This window comes from Bacillus sp. FJAT-18017, from assembly GCF_001278805.1.
In the GTDB taxonomy this organism is placed as follows: domain Bacteria; phylum Bacillota; class Bacilli; order Bacillales; family Cytobacillaceae; genus Bacillus_D.
Genome location: NZ_CP012602.1, coordinates 1,916,555 through 1,932,925 on the forward strand (window position 1 = coordinate 1,916,555; position 16,371 = coordinate 1,932,925).

The 16,371-nt window shown below is 43.5% G+C and carries 17 protein-coding genes; 16 read left to right on the forward strand and 1 reads right to left on the reverse strand.

The features are described from left to right. Window positions 1-33 precede the first annotated feature (33 nt). The 12 genes from alaS to AM500_RS08740 all read left to right on the forward strand — a co-directional run bounded on the left by alaS (window position 34) and on the right by AM500_RS08740 (window position 12,469). Complete coding sequence (gene alaS, locus AM500_RS08685; protein WP_053598859.1) at window positions 34-2,667, forward strand: alanine--tRNA ligase; 2,634 nt, start codon at window positions 34-36, stop codon at window positions 2,665-2,667. 75 nt (window positions 2,668-2,742) lie between these two features. Continuing rightward, the gene (locus AM500_RS08690) at window positions 2,743-3,012 is read left to right on the forward strand and encodes an IreB family regulatory phosphoprotein (RefSeq protein ID WP_043933973.1); all 270 of its coding nucleotides are present in this window, start codon (window positions 2,743-2,745) and stop codon (window positions 3,010-3,012) included. Next, on the forward strand, window positions 3,012-3,431 hold the full coding sequence (gene ruvX / locus AM500_RS08695; protein WP_053598860.1) for a Holliday junction resolvase RuvX: 420 nt from the start codon (window positions 3,012-3,014) through the stop codon (window positions 3,429-3,431). The genes AM500_RS08690 and ruvX overlap by 1 nt, the downstream gene beginning before the upstream one ends. 10 nt (window positions 3,432-3,441) lie before the next feature. Next, on the forward strand, window positions 3,442-3,735 hold the full coding sequence (locus AM500_RS08700; protein WP_043933971.1) for a DUF1292 domain-containing protein: 294 nt from the start codon (window positions 3,442-3,444) through the stop codon (window positions 3,733-3,735). Between the two features lie 240 nt (window positions 3,736-3,975). Continuing rightward, window positions 3,976-5,112 carry an endolytic transglycosylase MltG gene (gene mltG, locus AM500_RS08705; protein WP_053598861.1) on the forward strand — a complete coding sequence of 379 codons (1,137 nt, stop codon included), beginning with the start codon at window positions 3,976-3,978 and terminating at the stop codon, window positions 5,110-5,112. Window positions 5,113-5,354: 242 nt separating this feature from the next. After that, entirely contained in the window at window positions 5,355-5,996 is a 642-nt protein-coding gene (locus tag AM500_RS08710) for an O-methyltransferase (protein WP_053598862.1), read from the forward strand. Between the two features lie 5 nt (window positions 5,997-6,001). Beyond that, complete coding sequence (locus AM500_RS08715; protein ID WP_053598863.1) at window positions 6,002-6,931, forward strand: peptidase U32 family protein; 930 nt, start codon at window positions 6,002-6,004, stop codon at window positions 6,929-6,931. A gap of 40 nt (window positions 6,932-6,971) precedes the next feature. Beyond that, complete coding sequence (locus tag AM500_RS08720) at window positions 6,972-8,240, forward strand: peptidase U32 family protein (RefSeq protein ID WP_053598864.1); 1,269 nt, start codon at window positions 6,972-6,974, stop codon at window positions 8,238-8,240. 1 nt (window position 8,241) lies between these two features. Further along, entirely contained in the window at window positions 8,242-8,877 is a 636-nt protein-coding gene (gene udk / locus AM500_RS08725) for a uridine kinase (RefSeq protein WP_053598865.1), read from the forward strand. A 478-nt stretch (window positions 8,878-9,355) separates the two neighbouring features. Beyond that, window positions 9,356-9,832 (forward strand): transcription elongation factor GreA, encoded by a 477-nt coding sequence (greA, locus tag AM500_RS08730; RefSeq protein WP_053598866.1) that lies wholly within the window; start codon window positions 9,356-9,358, stop codon window positions 9,830-9,832. Between the two features lie 65 nt (window positions 9,833-9,897). Next, entirely contained in the window at window positions 9,898-11,658 is a 1,761-nt protein-coding gene (locus tag AM500_RS08735) for a peptidoglycan D,D-transpeptidase FtsI family protein (RefSeq protein ID WP_053598867.1), read from the forward strand. 154 nt (window positions 11,659-11,812) lie between these two features. Further along, window positions 11,813-12,469 carry a YrrS family protein gene (locus AM500_RS08740; RefSeq protein ID WP_053598868.1) on the forward strand — a complete coding sequence of 219 codons (657 nt, stop codon included), beginning with the start codon at window positions 11,813-11,815 and terminating at the stop codon, window positions 12,467-12,469. Window positions 12,470-12,499: 30 nt separating this feature from the next. Here AM500_RS08740 and AM500_RS08745 read toward each other — a convergent pair whose 3' ends face one another. Beyond that, window positions 12,500-12,709 (reverse strand): DUF2536 family protein, encoded by a 210-nt coding sequence (locus AM500_RS08745; RefSeq protein WP_043933962.1) that lies wholly within the window; start codon window positions 12,707-12,709, stop codon window positions 12,500-12,502. Between the two features lie 177 nt (window positions 12,710-12,886). Between AM500_RS08745 and AM500_RS08750 the strand changes: the two genes are divergently transcribed. The 4 genes from AM500_RS08750 to AM500_RS08765 are packed head-to-tail and all read left to right on the forward strand — an operon-like array spanning window position 12,887 to window position 16,317. Beyond that, window positions 12,887-13,531 (forward strand): class I SAM-dependent methyltransferase, encoded by a 645-nt coding sequence (locus AM500_RS08750; protein WP_053598869.1) that lies wholly within the window; start codon window positions 12,887-12,889, stop codon window positions 13,529-13,531. A gap of 9 nt (window positions 13,532-13,540) precedes the next feature. After that, window positions 13,541-14,245: a 5'-methylthioadenosine/S-adenosylhomocysteine nucleosidase gene (gene mtnN / locus AM500_RS08755; RefSeq protein ID WP_053598870.1), complete on the forward strand. Its 705-nt coding sequence runs from the start codon at window positions 13,541-13,543 to the stop codon at window positions 14,243-14,245. Window positions 14,246-14,259: 14 nt separating this feature from the next. Continuing rightward, on the forward strand, window positions 14,260-15,183 hold the full coding sequence (locus AM500_RS08760) for a PLP-dependent cysteine synthase family protein (RefSeq protein WP_053598871.1): 924 nt from the start codon (window positions 14,260-14,262) through the stop codon (window positions 15,181-15,183). Then, the gene (locus AM500_RS08765) at window positions 15,184-16,317 is read left to right on the forward strand and encodes a bifunctional cystathionine gamma-lyase/homocysteine desulfhydrase (RefSeq protein WP_053598872.1); all 1,134 of its coding nucleotides are present in this window, start codon (window positions 15,184-15,186) and stop codon (window positions 16,315-16,317) included. Window positions 16,318-16,371: the final 54 nt, after the last annotated feature.

Genomic DNA, 16,371 nt, shown 5'->3' on the forward strand with positions numbered 1-16,371 from the left:
TGTACATTCGAGAAAAATGATGGAGGATATGAAATGAAACAATTAACTGGCTCGCAAATCAGGAAGATGTTTCTGGACTTTTTCCAGGAAAAAAATCATCAGATTGAACCAAGCGCTTCGCTTGTTCCCCATGATGATCCATCCCTTCTTTGGATCAACAGCGGAGTCGCAACACTTAAGAAATACTTTGACGGCAGGGTAATTCCGGATAATCCAAGGATCACCAATGCCCAGAAATCAATTAGGACAAATGATATTGAAAACGTCGGAAAAACAGCGCGCCATCATACTTTTTTTGAAATGCTCGGCAATTTTTCAATTGGAGAGTACTTCAAAGAAGAAGCGATTGAGTGGGCATGGGAGTTCCTGACTTCAGAAAAATGGATGGGCTTTGATCCTGAAAAACTATCTGTAACTGTCCATCCGGAAGACCATGAAGCATATGACTATTGGAACAAAAAAATTGGCATTCCCGTGGAAAGAATAATCCGCCTGGAGGGGAACTTCTGGGATATCGGCGAGGGTCCAAGCGGCCCGAATACTGAAATTTTCTATGACCGCGGACCTGAATATGGCGATGACCCAACCGATCCTGAGCTTTATCCTGGCGGGGAAAATGATCGCTATCTTGAAGTATGGAATCTTGTATTTTCGCAATTCAACCATAATCCCGACGGAACGTATACACCGCTTCCAAAGAAGAACATTGATACTGGGATGGGGCTTGAACGGATGGCATCGGTTGTTCAAAACGTTCCAACAAATTTTGATACCGATTTATTTATGCCAATCATCCGTGCGACCGAGGAAATTTCGGGAGCAAAATATGGCGAATCAAAGGAATCAGACGTTGCCTTTAAGGTTATTGCCGACCATATCAGGACTGTTTCATTTGCAGTCGGGGATGGCGCTCTGCCATCAAATGAAGGGCGAGGATATGTTTTAAGGCGCTTGCTCCGACGTGCTGTCCGCTATGCGAAGCAAATAGGGATTAATCGTCCATTTATGTTTGAGTTAGTGCCAGTTGTAGGGGAAATCATGCATGATTTCTATCCTGAGGTTAAGGACAAACAGGAGTTTATCCAAAAGGTAATCAAGAATGAAGAGGAACGCTTCCACGAAACATTGCATGAAGGTCTTGCCATTCTTGAAGGAATAATCAAGAAAGCGAAAGAAACTGGAAGCAAAGAGATTTCAGGCGAAGATGCATTCCGACTATATGATACCTATGGCTTCCCTGTTGAACTGACAGAAGAATATGCAGAAGAAGGCGGGCTTGGGATTGATTACGACGGCTTTGAGGCGGAAATGGCTGCACAGCGGGAACGTGCACGAGCTGCAAGGCAGGATGTTGATTCCATGCAGGTACAAAGCGGGATACTTGGTGAAATTACGGTAAAGAGCAACTTTGTTGGCTATGACCAGCTTGAAACCAATGCAAGTGTCTTAGTTATTCTTCAAAACGGTGAAATTGTTGCTGAAGCTTCAACTGGAGAGGAAGTTCAATTGATTTTGGACCATACGCCATTTTATGCAGAAAGCGGCGGCCAAATTGCAGATGAGGGCTTTATTATAGGTGATGGCGTGAAAGTATTTGTCAAGGACGTCAAAAAAGCGCCGAACGGGCAGAATCTGCATCGTGTGGAAATTGTTGAGGGTACCTTGAAAACCGGCCAAAATGTTGCCGCGGCTGTCAATCGTGAAAACAGGGTAAGAGTTATTAAGAATCATACAGCTACCCACTTGCTTCATCAGGCGTTGAAGGACGTACTTGGGACACATGTAAATCAGGCTGGATCACTTGTTGAAGCAGAACGTCTTCGTTTTGACTTCTCCCATTTTGGCCAGGTAAGACATGAGGAGCTCGAAGCAATCGAAAAAATTGTTAACGAGAAAATTTGGCAAAACATTCATGTGGATATTTCCTTAAAGCCAATCGCAGAGGCAAAGGCAATGGGTGCAATGGCTCTTTTCGGGGAAAAGTATGGAGATATTGTCCGTGTCGTCAAGGTGGGCGACTATAGCCTTGAGCTTTGCGGAGGCTGCCATGTGCCAAATACTTCAGTTATTGGTCTGTTCAAAATTGTCGCAGAAAGTGGAATTGGTGCTGGAACACGCAGGATTGAAGCCGTCACTGGTGAGGCTGCTTATGAGCTATTAAACAGCCAGGTAGGTTTGCTTAAGGATTCTGCGGAAAAATTGAAAGCAAATCCTAAAGACCTTCCGTCACGAATCGATGGCTTGCTTGGCGAGCTTAAACAGCTTCAGCGTGAAAATGAATCCCTTTCTGCAAAGCTTGGCCATATCGAAGCTTCAAATTTAACAACGAAGGCAAAACAGGTAAATGGCATCACATTGCTGTCTGCTAGTGTTCAGGGGCAGGATGTGCCGGGATTGAGAGGAATGGCTGATGACCTTAAACAAAAGCTCGGGTCTGCCGTCATCGTTCTTGGAAGCGCAAATGAAGGAAAAGTAAACTTAATAGCGGCTGTAACTCAAGATTTGATTGGAAAAGGCTACCATGCCGGCAAGCTTGTTAAAGAAGTTGCGGTAAGGTGCGAGGGCAGCGGGGGCGGTCGCCCAGACATGGCCCAGGCAGGCGGAAAAGATCCGGCAAAGCTTGAAAGTGCGCTTCAGTTTGCTGAAGAATGGGTAAAATCAATTTGATAATCAGGACAAGTAGTGTAGAATGAATATATTACCATCTATTCTCTATGCAAACGAAAATGCGAGGTGCAGGCAATGAGCTCATTCGACAAAACAATGAGATTCAATTTTCCTGAAGAGCCATTTGAACATGATGTAGACGAAGTCCTTTTCCAGGTGCATGAAGCACTTCAGGAAAAAGGGTATAACCCGATCAACCAGATTGTCGGCTACCTGCTTTCTGGTGATCCTGCCTATATACCGCGCCATCGGGATGCACGCAACATCATCAGGAAGCTTGAACGGGATGAAATCATCGAAGTACTGGTGAAGTTTTATCTGAAACAAAAACGCGGAGGCAAATAATGCGGATATTGGGTTTGGATGTCGGCTCGAAAACAGTCGGCGTCGCCCTCAGCGATGAATTGGGATGGACTGCACAAGGCCTGGAAACAATAAAAATCGATGAGGAAAACAACGAGTTTGGTTTTGCCCGTTTGGGTAAAATTATAGAGGAGTACTCAGTCAGCCAAGTGGTAATCGGATATCCCAAAAACATGAATGGAACAATTGGCCCTCGCGCCGAGGCAAGCCAGCGGTATGCAGACCAGGTTGAAAGCCTGTTTTCCTTACCGGTTGTACTTTGGGATGAACGAATGACAACTATGGCTGCTGAACGAGTCCTTCTCGAAGCAGATATGAGCAGGAAAAAACGGAAGAAGGTCATTGATAAAATGGCTGCAGTCATGATCTTGCAAGGATTTCTTGACAGTAAAAAATTTTGAGGTGAATGAAATGGAACATGGAGATAACCAAATTACCGTAGTAGATGAGGACGGCAAAGAACAATTGTACACAATCCTCACCACTTTCGATCTGGAAGAGTTCGGAAAGTCATATGTCCTTTATTATCCGGCAGATGCAGATGAAAATGGTGATGATGAAATTGAAATCCATGCTTCAGCCTTTGTTCCTGGAGAAGAAGGTAAAGCAGGAGATTTAATTCCGATCGAAACTGACGAGGAATGGGACAGAATTGAAGAAATCCTTGGCGCGTTCCTGGATGAGCAGGAAGATCACGAGGATTAATTATAACGGAAAAAGGCCGGCAGAAATTGCTGGCCTTTTTTTGTTGTTCAAGCATTAAAGATTTCTCGACTGCAGATGCCTTTTTTAGGGAGTGATTGACAAGAACCTTACTTATATGCTGAAATTAAAACGGTAGTTAACGTAAAATTTACAGAAAATTGTTGTATAATAGGCAAAAAACACATAAGACAAATGCCATTGTCGATGAAGGGCCTGTTAAAACCAGGAGGGGAAAGCAGAATGTCTGCTGACAAAAACAACGGAAAAAAAGAGATCTTCCGCCAAAAAATGATTGAGCGGCAGCGAGAAGCAAAAATAGTCAGGAAAATTGTCCTTGTAATAACGCTTGTTGCAATTGTGCTTGCGCTGGCAATTGGCGGCGGTGGATACTTATATGTCAAATCTGCGCTAGAACCAGTTGATCCATCGAGCAAGGAAACGAAGAATGTCGTCATTCCTATTGGGTCTTCGGTAACAGGGATTGCGAACGAGCTCGAGAAAAACGGAATTATTAAAAACGCTCGTATTTTTAAATATTATGTCAAATTTAAAAATGAGTCAGGCTTTATGGCTGGGGAATACAAAATGACCCCAGCGATGACGATTCCAAACATTATCAAAAGCTTAAAAACAGGTAAAGTTGTTATGCCTGAAAAATTCCGGTTAGCCATTCCAGAAGGTATGCAGCTTACAAAAATTGCTGCAGCTATTGCAAAAGCTTCAGGTGAATCTCAGGAATCTGTTTTTAAAACGTTGAATAACCGCGAGTATATCACTAAGTTAATGGTGAAGTATCCAGACTTGCTGACAAAAGATATCCTCAATAAAGATATAAAGTATCCGCTTGAGGGATATTTGTATCCGGCAACGTATCCAATTTACAAGGAAAAACCAACTGTTGATGAATTGGTTACTATGATGCTTGAAAAAACTCAGTCTGTTTTGGCTGAATATAATCAAATTCGCCAGGAAAAGAAAATTTCTACTCACCAGCTGCTGACGATGGCTTCACTCATTGAAGAAGAAGCAACTGAAAAGGTTGACCGTAATCGAATCTCAAGTGTATTTTATAATCGGATAGAAGCCGGCATGCCGCTGCAAACAGACCCGACTGTTCTTTATGCACAAGGAGAGCACAAGGACCGTGTCCTTTATAAAGACCTGGAGGTGGACTCCCCTTATAACACTTATAAACATCGAGGACTTCCGCCAGGCCCGATCGCCAATGCTGGTAAAATGTCGATTGAAGCAGCATTGAATCCAGAGGATACAAAATTCTATTATTTCCTTGCTGCTAAAGATGGGAAAGTTTATTTTTCAAAAACGCTTCAGGAACATAACAAACTGAAAGCGCAGCATATCACCAATAATAATTAATTCCAGGCCGGGGAAAGCATAGATTTTCCCCGGCTCTTATGGTAAAATGGTTCAGGATTTAAGCATGGCGATTTCGTCATGGCAAGTTAAGCGAAAGCGAAGAGGGACTTGTTCCCGATTATCGAGTATAGCGTCAATTACAGCATACAATGAATGAGGCCCTCTGTGGTCCATGGACAGTTTGCTGTGAACGCTATTTTTTCGTGTTTAAGGCTACAACCCGTAAAGTTGAGGTGGATCACTTGTTGGATAAAAAACTGCAGGCATATTTAGAGAGCCTTCTTCCTTCCAGGGAAGGTTTATTCTCTGAAATGGAAGATTTCGCTGGTGTTAACCATGTACCGATCATGGAGCCGACCGGGATGGAAGCATTGCTCCAGGTCCTGAGGATTTTGAAGCCTGAACGGATCCTTGAAATAGGAACAGCAATTGGTTATTCAGCATTGCGAATGGCAGAAGCAATACCTGATGCAAGGGTGGTCACGATTGAACGGGATGAAGAACGGTTTCGGCTTGCCCTGAATTATATTGACAAGAGCGGTTATAAGGCGAGGGTACATCCTATTTTAGGGGATGCACTTGAGGTTTCAGATAAAGTAAGCGGATTTGCACCATTCGACGCATTATTCATTGATGCTGCCAAAGGGCAATATCAGAAATTTTTTGCTTTGTATGAACCCTATTTGCGCACAGGAGGGGTTCTTGTTACCGATAATGTCCTTTTTAAAGGGCTCGTCTATAATGAACAAAATGATAATAAGAGGCTGGCTAAGCTGGCTGAAAAAATACATGGCTACAATCTATGGCTCACCAGCCAGGAAGGCTTTGAAACAACCATCCTTCCGATTGGTGATGGGGTGGCCATAAGTTATAAAAGAGGGTGAAAAATTTGAAAAAGCCTGAATTGCTCGTTACACCAACAAGCGTTCAAGATATTCTGCCTCTAGCTGATGCAGGCGCAGATGCCTTTGTCATCGGGGAACAGCGTTATGCCCTTAGGCTCGCCGGGGAATTCAGTCGGGAAGAGGTAAAAGAGGCTATCGAGCTTGCCCATTCGAAAGGGAAAAAAGCGTATGTGTCCATGAATGCCATTTTTCATAATGAAAAAGTGGACGAGTTGGCAGACTACTTGAAATTTGTTAAAGAAGCAGATGCTGACGCGGTTTTGTTCGGTGACCCGGCTGTGTTAATGGCGGCGCGTGAAGTAACTCCTGATTTGCAGCTTCATTGGAATACAGAAACAACAGCAACCAACTGGTATACCTGCAATTATTGGGGGAGAAAAGGCGCGAAACGTGCTGTGTTGGCCAGGGAAATAAACATGGACGCTATCGTCGAGATTAAGGAAAAAGCTGAGGTTGAAATAGAAGTCCAGGTCCATGGGATGAGCTGCATGTTCCAGTCAAAGCGTTCATTATTAGGAAATTATTTTCTGTACCAAGGCAAAACAATGGAAATTCAGAACAGCAAACTAAGCAAGGATATGTTTCTCCATGACAAGGAGAGAGGTACAAAGTATCCGATTTTCGAAGACGCCAATGGTACGCATATCATGAGCCCTAATGATATCTGTATTATTGATGAACTTCAGGATATGCTTGAGGCCGGTGTCGATTCTTTTAAAATTGACGGCATATTAAAGTCTCCAGAGTACATCATTGAAGTGACCCGTTTGTATCGAAAAGCTATCGATCTTTATTTTGAGGATGCGGATTTGTACGAAGATGCAAAGGATGAGCTGCTTGAAGAAGTTGAAAGAATCCAGCCTTCTTCAAGGCCGCTGGATACCGGGTTTTTCTTCAAGGAAACAGTTTATTGATCTTATAGTTTTAAACTAGCTGAAAAGGAGGTATATGGCCATGAGTGCAGTAAAAGATCGAATTTCCGAAATCATTAATGGAAAGCGGGTTATTGTAAAAAAACCCGAGCTGCTCGCCCCAGCCGGAAACCTTGAAAAACTTAAAGTTGCCGTCCATTACGGAGCCGATGCCGTCTTTATCGGTGGCCAGGAATATGGCCTCCGTTCGAACGCTGATAACTTTACATTTGAAGAAATGAAAGAAGGCGTAGAGTTCGCCAAACAATATGGCGCTAAAATATATGTTACTACTAATATTTTTGCCCATAATGAAAATATTGATGGTCTTGAAGAGTATATGATGGGGTTAAAGGAAGCTGGTGTGGCAGGTATTATTGTTGCCGATCCGCTTATCATCGAAACGTGCCGAAGGATTGCTCCTGAAATTGAGGTGCATTTAAGTACACAGCAATCACTTTCCAACTGGAAGGCAATTCAATTCTGGCAGGAAGAAGGATTGGAACGGGTCGTGCTTGCACGTGAAACTAGCGCCGAAGAAATCAGGGAAATGAAAGAAAAGGTCGATATCGAAATTGAAACTTTTATCCACGGCGCAATGTGTATAGCCTATTCTGGCCGCTGTACACTGAGCAATCACATGACTGCACGGGATTCAAACCGTGGCGGCTGCTGCCAGTCATGCCGTTGGGATTATGACCTGTATAAGCTTGATGGTGAGAGTGAAACGGCGTTATTCGGTGAAAACGATGCTCCTTTTGCAATGAGCCCAAAGGATTTAAACCTTCTTCAGTCTATACCACAAATGATTGAATTGGGGATTGACAGCCTGAAAATCGAAGGCCGGATGAAGTCCATCCATTATATAGCAACCGTAGTCAGTGTATACCGGAAGCTGATTGATTCTTATTGTGAAGATCCTGATAACTTCACGATCAAGGAAGAATGGATAGAAGAGCTCGACAAGTGCGCGAATCGGGAGACCGCACCAGCATTTTTTGAAGGTGTCCCCGGGTATAAAGAGCAAATGTTTGGCAATCATACCAAAAAGACCAAGTTCGACTTTGTTGGACTTGTCCTAGGTTATGACGAAGAGACCAAAATCGTCACACTTCAGCAAAGGAACTTTTTTAAGCCTGGGGATGAAGTTGAATTTTTTGGGCCAGAAATAGAGAATTTTAATACAGTCATTGAAAAAATTTGGGATGAGGATGGGCTGGAGCTTGATGCTGCCCGCCATCCGCTACAAATTGTTAAGTTTAGGCTGGACAAGCCGGTCTACCCAAACAACATGATGCGGAAGGAGAAATAATATGGATCGCAAACCAGTTGTAATCGGGGTTGCCGGAGGTTCGGGTTCTGGGAAAACATCTGTAACAAAGGCGATATTCGATAGCTTTAAGGGACATTCCATCCTAATGATTGAGCAGGATTATTATTATAAAGATCAGAGCGGTCTCCCATTTGAGGAAAGGCTTAAGACAAATTATGACCATCCGCTCGCTTTCGATAATGATTTGCTCATAGAGCATATTGAAAAATTGCTGGCAAGGGAACCAATTGAAAAGCCTGTTTATGATTATTCGCTTCATACAAGGTCCAGCCAAGTGATTCATGTTGAACCCAAGGATGTTATCATCTTGGAAGGAATTTTAATTCTGGAAGATGAACGGCTTCGAAATCTGATGGACATTAAACTATTCGTTGATACAGATGCGGATATCCGGATTTTGAGAAGGCTTCAGCGTGATATCAAAGAGCGCGGCAGAACTGTCGAGTCAGTTATCGAGCAGTATGTCAATGTTGTCAGGCCGATGCATAACCAATTCGTCGAACCGACAAAACGCTATGCGGATGTCATCATTCCAGAAGGCGGCCACAACTATGTAGCCATCGATTTAATGGTTACTAAAATTCAAACTATTCTTGAACAAAAGTCTATTTTATGAAACAATAGCATAAATAAAGAAAAGCGGAAGCATCCGGTTAGCGCCGTATGGCCTGGAGGGCCCCGTAGGAGATAAAGGAAACACGATGAACGAAGTGAATCGATGTTGACTTATCGTAACGAGGGGACCGAAGGACACTAGGCGCTGGATGCTGCAGCTGGACAAGGAAAAGCGGAAGCATCCGTTCAGCGCCGTATGGCCTGGAGGGCCCCGACATGAGATAAAGGAAACACGAAGAGCCCCTAAGGGCGATTCGATGTTGACTTATCATAGTGAGGGGTCTGAAGGACACTAGGCGTTGGATGCTGCAGCTGGACAGAGAAAACCGGAAGCGTTTACGTTTCCTCAACTCAATTACGTAAAATATAGGTTGCGCGCGCCCTTAACAAGAGCGCGCTTGCTATCTGTTTTACAGAAAAATACTACATAAAAAGACCGCACACAACAGGTCGTGCAGAGATTATAAGGAGTGAACATTTTGGCACAAGAAAAAGTATTTCCAATGACACAGGCAGGCAAAGATAAGCTTGTTCAAGAACTTGAACATCTAAAGACTGTTAAACGTAAAGAAGTGGTTGAGAGAATTAAAATCGCACGGAGCTTTGGCGACTTGTCCGAGAACTCAGAGTACGATTCAGCAAAGGAAGAGCAAGCCTTTGTTGAAGGACGAATCACTACTCTTGAAAATATGATCCGCAATGCAAAAATCATTGTTGAGAGTGAAATTACCGGCGATGCGGTTTCCTTGGGACGCAGTGTGACTTTCGTTGAATTGCCTGATGGCGAGGAAGAAACATACTCAATCGTGGGAAGCGCAGAAGCAGATCCATTCGAAGGGAAAATCTCGAATGATTCTCCAATCGCTCGGAGCCTGATGGGCAAGAAGGTTGGAGATGTTGTTTCTGTTCAGACACCAGGCGGAGAAATGACAGTAAAGATCACATTAATCAAATAACCAGACCATTGTTTAAGGTTTGAAATTAGGGCATCTCGTCAAAGCTTTTGACGAGGTGTTTTTTTATGTGGAAAAAGCGGGCAGCAAGAATGCTGTATTTTTATATGGTTATATTTCTGATATTGGCAGGCAGACTAGTTCAAATTCAATTATGGGAACCTGAAAGCTTTTCATCACATCATATCAATCTTCTTGAAGAAAGTGTCAGGCAGCGGTCACAGGAATTAGTGATCGATGATGGGCGCGGCAGGATTCTTGACCGAAAAGGGGAATCGATGACGCATGAGGATTTATCCGTTTTAATTCTTTTCCCTTTTTTAAAAAATGCTTCATGGCCAGTGGAAAAAGTGGCCAATGCAGTTGGAGTAGAGGAAAATGAAATTCTTCAAGCTGTCAAACAGGCAAAAGCGCCTTTTGCTTTAGGGGAACCTAAACCGCTATCCTTGACATCTTCACAAGTTCAATTAATTAATTCATTAAAAATACCTGGTGTATTTGCAGTCGAAAAGAAATTTGAAAAACAGGATGCGGTTGCAAAACAACTAATTGGTGTGCTGGGAGAGAATGAAACCGAGTTAAGTAAAAGATATCCAGATCGGTCCCTCCCGCTACGGACCCAAATAGGCATTTCTGGACTCGAAGTAAGCTTTGATGAGATTCTGGTTGCTGAAAGGAAGTCACAGCTTGTTTACCATGTCGATGGAAGCGGGAGCCCTTTATTTGGGACAAAGGTTAAGTATACAGGTATAACAAACCCCTTTTATCCGGCGAGCATAAAGACAACGATTGATTTAGATATACAAAAACAGGCTGAGCAGCTTGTTGATAAGCATGGCATTAAAAAGGGGGGCCTCATTCTTCTCGATATATCTACTAATAGCATATTGGCAACCGTATCAAGGCCAAATGTCAATGATAAGGATCCTTTTAAAGGAAATGGCATGGTTAATCTTATGCTGAAGGAACAAATTATGGGATCCGTTTTTAAAACGGCCGTAGCAGCTGCTGCGATTGATTATGGACTGGATGGAGAAGAAAGGCTTTACGATTGCAGCCGGACAATCGACGGTAGACCTGACCAGGTATATCAGCATGGATTGCTGGGCTTTTCGGATAGTTTTGCGATGAGCTGTAATAATACATTTGCATCATTGGCTAAAGAGCTTATGGAGATAGACCCCAATATCCTTGAAGAATACGCAGAAAAGCTTTCTCTAACTGGTGGTGTTGGCTGGCGGGGGCATGTATTCCAGATCGCAAACTTTTCACAGTTACCTGATGAGGAAAAAGGGAGGGTATTCATCTCTGATGAAGAAAGAAACGATCGAAACTATGTTGCCCTTTCAGGAATTGGACAAAAGGAAGTAAGAGCAACCCCGCTTGCAGTCGCGAATATGATGGCCACGATAGCAAGGGGAGGAGAAAAGGAAATGGTTCGGGCTGTTTCGGAAATCACATATAAAAATGGTGCAGTTATGTATACGTTCCCTGAAAATAAACTTAATGGAGAGCAGCTTTCATCTGGAACGGCAAAGGAACTTGGGCAATTACTAAGAGAAGTTGTAGTTAATGAGAATGGGACAGGAAGGTGGTTTTCAGAGTTGCCTTATGAAGTAGCTGGTAAATCTGGAACTGCCGAAACAGGAAGGTTTAAGAACGGAAAACAGCTTCATAATAAATGGTTTGCAGGTTATTTCCCGTATAGAAATCCTCGCTTTGCACTCGTTACAGTTAATTTGGATGTGTATGGACATGAAGGTGGCGTCAACCCGCTGTTTGCCGATATGGTTACCTTTTTATCAGAGCTTAATGATCAGGCCAACTAAAAAATGGTCTAAAGGGTACCTAACCTAAGCGGAGTAGCGCGAGGATTATCCCCTATATTGATAGTGGGAAATCTAACACTTTCTGCTTTTCCTTTTCTCTTGTTTGCTTCTCATGTTAAAATAGTGACAACCTTTGCTAGGGAGGCTTTGTCCAATGGAACAGGATTACACTCAAAGTACACGTTCACGTTATCGTGCAAAAAGAAAAAAAACTAATCTTATTTTAAATAGCTTAATTGTTATTGTAATCATTGCTATTTTAGCTGTCGGGTACTCGATTTTTGCGGGAGGAAATGATGCATCTCCAAAGCCGCAAGTTCAACCGGAAACTAGTGCTTCAAATGGGACCGGCGGATCCGGGCAGAAAGAAAATCCTGCCGGAGAATCTTCTAAAGAAGATGAGCAGGAAGCTGATGAAGAAGAAGCGGATGAGCAGGAGTCCGAGAATGAAGATGCAGAACCAGTTGTTACTGAAGGCGGAAGCTCTCCCAATGTGAAGAGAACAATTGAAAATCCAGCCTGGAAACCTGTTGGAACACAGCAGACAGGGGAACATGAAGTAGTGACAGATGATAGCTCACAGGACTGGCAGGAAATGCTTGATGCCCTTTCTTATGCGATTGAAACGGATAAGAATTCAATGACAGTCTGGTGGCTTGAGCGAGATAAAAGTAACGAGGGTGCCGCAATTGGCACTGTGAGCGCAAAAGGAAGCGATCAGGCCTATAGGGTATATATCCAATGGGTAGACGGCCAAGGGTATAAACCTGTAAAAGTTGAAGAATTAATAGAAAACGATAAGAAATCATAGCGGGTTGGCTAAAGCCATCCCCGCTTTTTTTTAGAGTTTTTTTAACTTGAAGTGAACGGCAGCAGTAAAATACGTTTGGCCGTTTTCATTTACATGCATCTGATAGTTAACAGATTGGACATGGAGCATAATTGCTTTGTTCACTTCAATTTGGGAAGCAATTTTACTTTCCAGTGTTTTTATATTAGTTGCCTCAAAAAATTCAATTTTATCCTCAAGTAGGTCAAAATGCAGATTCATTGCGTACACTCCCTTTGATTTATCCTTTTCATTGTAGCCAAAACACACACTCTCTTGCAATTCGGCAGTTGATGGATAGGTGTAATTATGATAAATTGGGAACATGGTTCGCATTAAATCATAGTATATCTATAGGAATTAGTATATTTAAAAATTAACTCGCGGAGAGTGAGATAAATGGGCAGAGAATTTCTTGATTTATTTGAGGTGTGGGCAGATTCGTATGATGAAACTGTAGATGGCCATGACAAAGAGTATAAAGAGGTATTCCGGAATTATGAGGGCATCCTTGAGGAGGTTGCATCCCGGTCAGTTGGCCATGTGGCGGAATTTGGTGTAGGGACGGGTAATCTTACAAAAAGAATTTTGGAAAAAGGCTTGAAAGTAACCGGCATCGAACCATCTCCTGCAATGAGAAAAATTGCATTGGATAAATTGGCCGGGAAGGTAAAAATAGTGGATGGTGATTTTTTGAATTTTGAGGGAGTGGAAAAACCTGATACATTTGTAAGTACGTATGCCTTCCACCATCTAACTGATGAAGAAAAAGCAAAGGCTGTAGCCCTTTATGGAAAGATATTGCCCGTTGGTGGTAAAATAGTATTTGCTGATACTATGTATGAATCCAAAGAGGCATTTGAAGCCGCTATTCTAGACGCAAAGGAAAAAGGGTATTACAATCTTGCTGAAGATTTGCAGCGCGAATATTACACTACAATCCCAATACTGAAGAGTATTTTAGAAGACAACGGATTTGATACGCAGTTTTCCCGCTGCAATGAGTTTGTCTGGCTAATGGAAGGTGTAAAAATTAAAAAGTGAGGTTTACTAATGAAAATCGCAATTATCGGAGCTATGGAAGAAGAAGTTGTTTTATTACGAAGCAATATTGAAAACCAAACACAAGAAGTCATTGCAGGTTGTGAATTCACATTGGGAACGATGCACGGTGCAGAAGTTGTCCTGCTTCGTTCCGGAATTGGCAAAGTGAACGCGGCTATGTCTACGACGATTCTGCTCGAAAAATTTAGGCCGGACTGTGTAATCAATACGGGTTCAGCGGGCGGGCTGAACCCAGTGCTGAACGTTGGCGATGCTGTTATCTCAACAGAAATCCGCCATCATGATGTGGATGTCACAGCATTTGGATATGAATATGGACAAGTTCCGCAGCTGCCAGCCGCGTTCCAGGCGGATGAAAAATTGGTTGCAGTTGCTGAGGCTGCTGCTTCCGAAATAGACGATATCCAGATTGTCAAAGGCTTAATTACAACAGGGGATTCATTTATGGATAATGCAGAGAGGGTAGAGGCTGTCCGTGAGAATTTCCCTGGCGTACAGGCAGTTGAAATGGAAGCAGCTGCAATTGCCCAGGTTGCCCATCAGTTCGGGATTCCTTTTGTGATAATCCGTTCTCTTTCTGATATTGCCGGAAAGGATTCTGGCGTTTCATTTGACCAGTTCCTGGACAAAGCCGCCCGAAACTCTGCAACACTCGTTATGAAAATGGTTTCGGCCTTGAAAAATGGCCATTAGATTGGAGGCCTGTTATGAACGTTTTTGGAAGTGTGCATGAATTAATTGGCAATACGCCAATTGTCGAGCTTAAAACATTTGAACGTAAAAAGGGAGTACGTATTTTTGCCAAGCTTGAATTTCTTAATCCCGGAGGAAGTGTCAAGGATCGGCTCGGTGTTGAACTTCTGAGAGAGGCGATGGAAAGTGGTAAACTGCACCCAGGAGGAACAATCATTGAGCCGACTGCGGGAAACACGGGAATTGGCCTTGCACTGGCAGCTGTTAATCAAGATGTAAATGTTATATTCTGCGTTCCGGAAAAGTTCAGCCTTGAAAAACAGGATCTGATGAGGGCTCTTGGTGCCAAAGTCGTCAATACCCCAACTGAAGAAGGAATGAAGGGTGCCATTAGGAAGGCTAAGGAACTTTTGAACGATATTCCTGGCTCCTACTGTCCTCAGCAGTTTGGTAATCCTGCCAATCCTGAAACATATTATAAAACGCTCGGACCCGAAATTTGGGAACAAATGGACGGTAAAATTGATATTTTTGTTGCAGGTGCAGGCACCGGCGGTACATTCATGGGAACCGCCAGATACTTAAAGGATCAAGATAAAAAGGTGAAGACAGTCATTGTGGAACCAGAAGGATCCATCCTTAACGGTGGCGAATCCGGTCCCCATAAGACAGAAGGGATCGGAATGGAGTTCCTCCCCGACTATATGGACCGAAGTTATTTTGATTCCATCCATACGGTTCTGGATGACGATGCATTCCTGCTCGTCAAGGAGCTTGCTGCAAAAGAGGGGCTCCTGGTTGGCAGTTCATCCGGCGCGGCTCTGCATGCTGCGCTGCTCGAAGCAGAAAAGGCTCCGGCGGGAACGAATATAGTTTTGATTTTTCCTGATGGAAGCGAACGGTATTTGAGTAAAAAAATATATGAAGGCGGGATATAAATGAAAAGAAAAACAAGACTCATACACGGCGGTATACCAAACGACCCTCATACTGGCGCGGTATCGATTCCAATTTACCAGGTTACCACTTACGCCCAGGAAGGGGTAGGAGGCCATAAGGGCTTTGAATATTCCAGAACTGGAAATCCGACAAGGCATGCACTTGAAGAATTGATTAAGGATATTGAAGGCGGGAATGCGGGGTTCGCATTTGGTTCTGGCATGGCTGCAATGACAGCCGTTATGATGCTGTTCAACTCTGGAGACCACGTAATCATGACCGATGACGTTTATGGTGGATCCTTCCGCGTTATGACGAAGGTTTTGAATCGTGTAGGAATCGATTCTACTTTTGTTGACACAAGCAACCTGGAGAACATCAAAGGGGAAATCAGGCCAAATACAAGGGCGATTTTCCTTGAGACACCAACTAATCCCCTTCTTAAAATCACTGATATTGAGGGTGTAGCCAAATTGGCAAAGGAGCATGGCCTTTTGACAATTGTCGATAATACATTCTCGACACCATATTGGCAGAACCCGATTGAGTTAGGGGCAGATATCGTAGTGCATAGCGCCTCAAAATACCTTGGCGGGCATAGTGATGTAATAGCAGGACTTGCGGTAGTTAATAGCCAGAAGCTGGCTGAGGACCTCCATTTTGTACAAAATTCAACTGGAGGCGTCCTTGGGCCGCAGGACTCCTGGCTGCTAATGAGGGGTATCAAAACATTGGGAATCCGCATGGAAGAAATGGAGGCTAATACAAAAGCAATCGTTGATTTTCTAGTTAGCCATCCAGGAGTAGAAAAAGTCTTTTACCCAGGACTTGAAAACCATCCAAACCATGAACTTGCCAAAAAGCAGGCGCGCGGATTCGGAGGTATGGTTTCCTTTGATGTGGGAAGTGCTGAGAAAGCTGATCAGGTCTTGAGCAAAGTGCGTTACTTTACGCTTGCGGAAAGCCTTGGTGCGGTAGAAAGCCTTATCTCGGTGCCGGCGCGGATGACACATGCTTCAATCCCGGCGGAACGTAGGGCTGAGCTTGGGATTACTGACGGCCTCGTCAGGATTTCGGTTGGTATTGAGGATGCCGAGGATCTGATTGAAGACCTTAAGAATGCATTGGGATAAATAACAGAAAAGGCGCCGGGAACTAACCGGCGCCCTTTGGCTTTTAGAAGTAAT

What these genes read in the sequence shown, in the direction of transcription:
- alaS (WP_053598859.1), top strand. Translation starts at nt 34, where the DNA reads ATGAAACAATTAACTGGCTCGCAAATCAGGAAGATGTTTCTGGACTTT.
- ruvX (WP_053598860.1), top strand. Translation starts at nt 3,012, where the DNA reads ATGCGGATATTGGGTTTGGATGTCGGCTCGAAAACAGTCGGCGTCGCC.
- mltG (WP_053598861.1), top strand. Translation starts at nt 3,976, where the DNA reads ATGTCTGCTGACAAAAACAACGGAAAAAAAGAGATCTTCCGCCAAAAA.
- AM500_RS08765 (WP_053598872.1), top strand. Translation starts at nt 15,184, where the DNA reads ATGAAAAGAAAAACAAGACTCATACACGGCGGTATACCAAACGACCCT.
- AM500_RS08745 (WP_043933962.1), bottom strand. Translation starts at nt 12,709, where the DNA reads ATGAATCTGCATTTTGACCTACTTGAGGATAAAATTGAATTTTTTGAG.
- AM500_RS08700 (WP_043933971.1), top strand. Translation starts at nt 3,442, where the DNA reads ATGGAACATGGAGATAACCAAATTACCGTAGTAGATGAGGACGGCAAA.
- AM500_RS08760 (WP_053598871.1), top strand. Translation starts at nt 14,260, where the DNA reads ATGAACGTTTTTGGAAGTGTGCATGAATTAATTGGCAATACGCCAATT.
- AM500_RS08740 (WP_053598868.1), top strand. Translation starts at nt 11,813, where the DNA reads ATGGAACAGGATTACACTCAAAGTACACGTTCACGTTATCGTGCAAAA.
- AM500_RS08735 (WP_053598867.1), top strand. Translation starts at nt 9,898, where the DNA reads ATGTGGAAAAAGCGGGCAGCAAGAATGCTGTATTTTTATATGGTTATA.
- mtnN (WP_053598870.1), top strand. Translation starts at nt 13,541, where the DNA reads ATGAAAATCGCAATTATCGGAGCTATGGAAGAAGAAGTTGTTTTATTA.
- udk (WP_053598865.1), top strand. Translation starts at nt 8,242, where the DNA reads ATGGATCGCAAACCAGTTGTAATCGGGGTTGCCGGAGGTTCGGGTTCT.
- AM500_RS08750 (WP_053598869.1), top strand. Translation starts at nt 12,887, where the DNA reads ATGGGCAGAGAATTTCTTGATTTATTTGAGGTGTGGGCAGATTCGTAT.
- AM500_RS08690 (WP_043933973.1), top strand. Translation starts at nt 2,743, where the DNA reads ATGAGCTCATTCGACAAAACAATGAGATTCAATTTTCCTGAAGAGCCA.
- AM500_RS08720 (WP_053598864.1), top strand. Translation starts at nt 6,972, where the DNA reads ATGAGTGCAGTAAAAGATCGAATTTCCGAAATCATTAATGGAAAGCGG.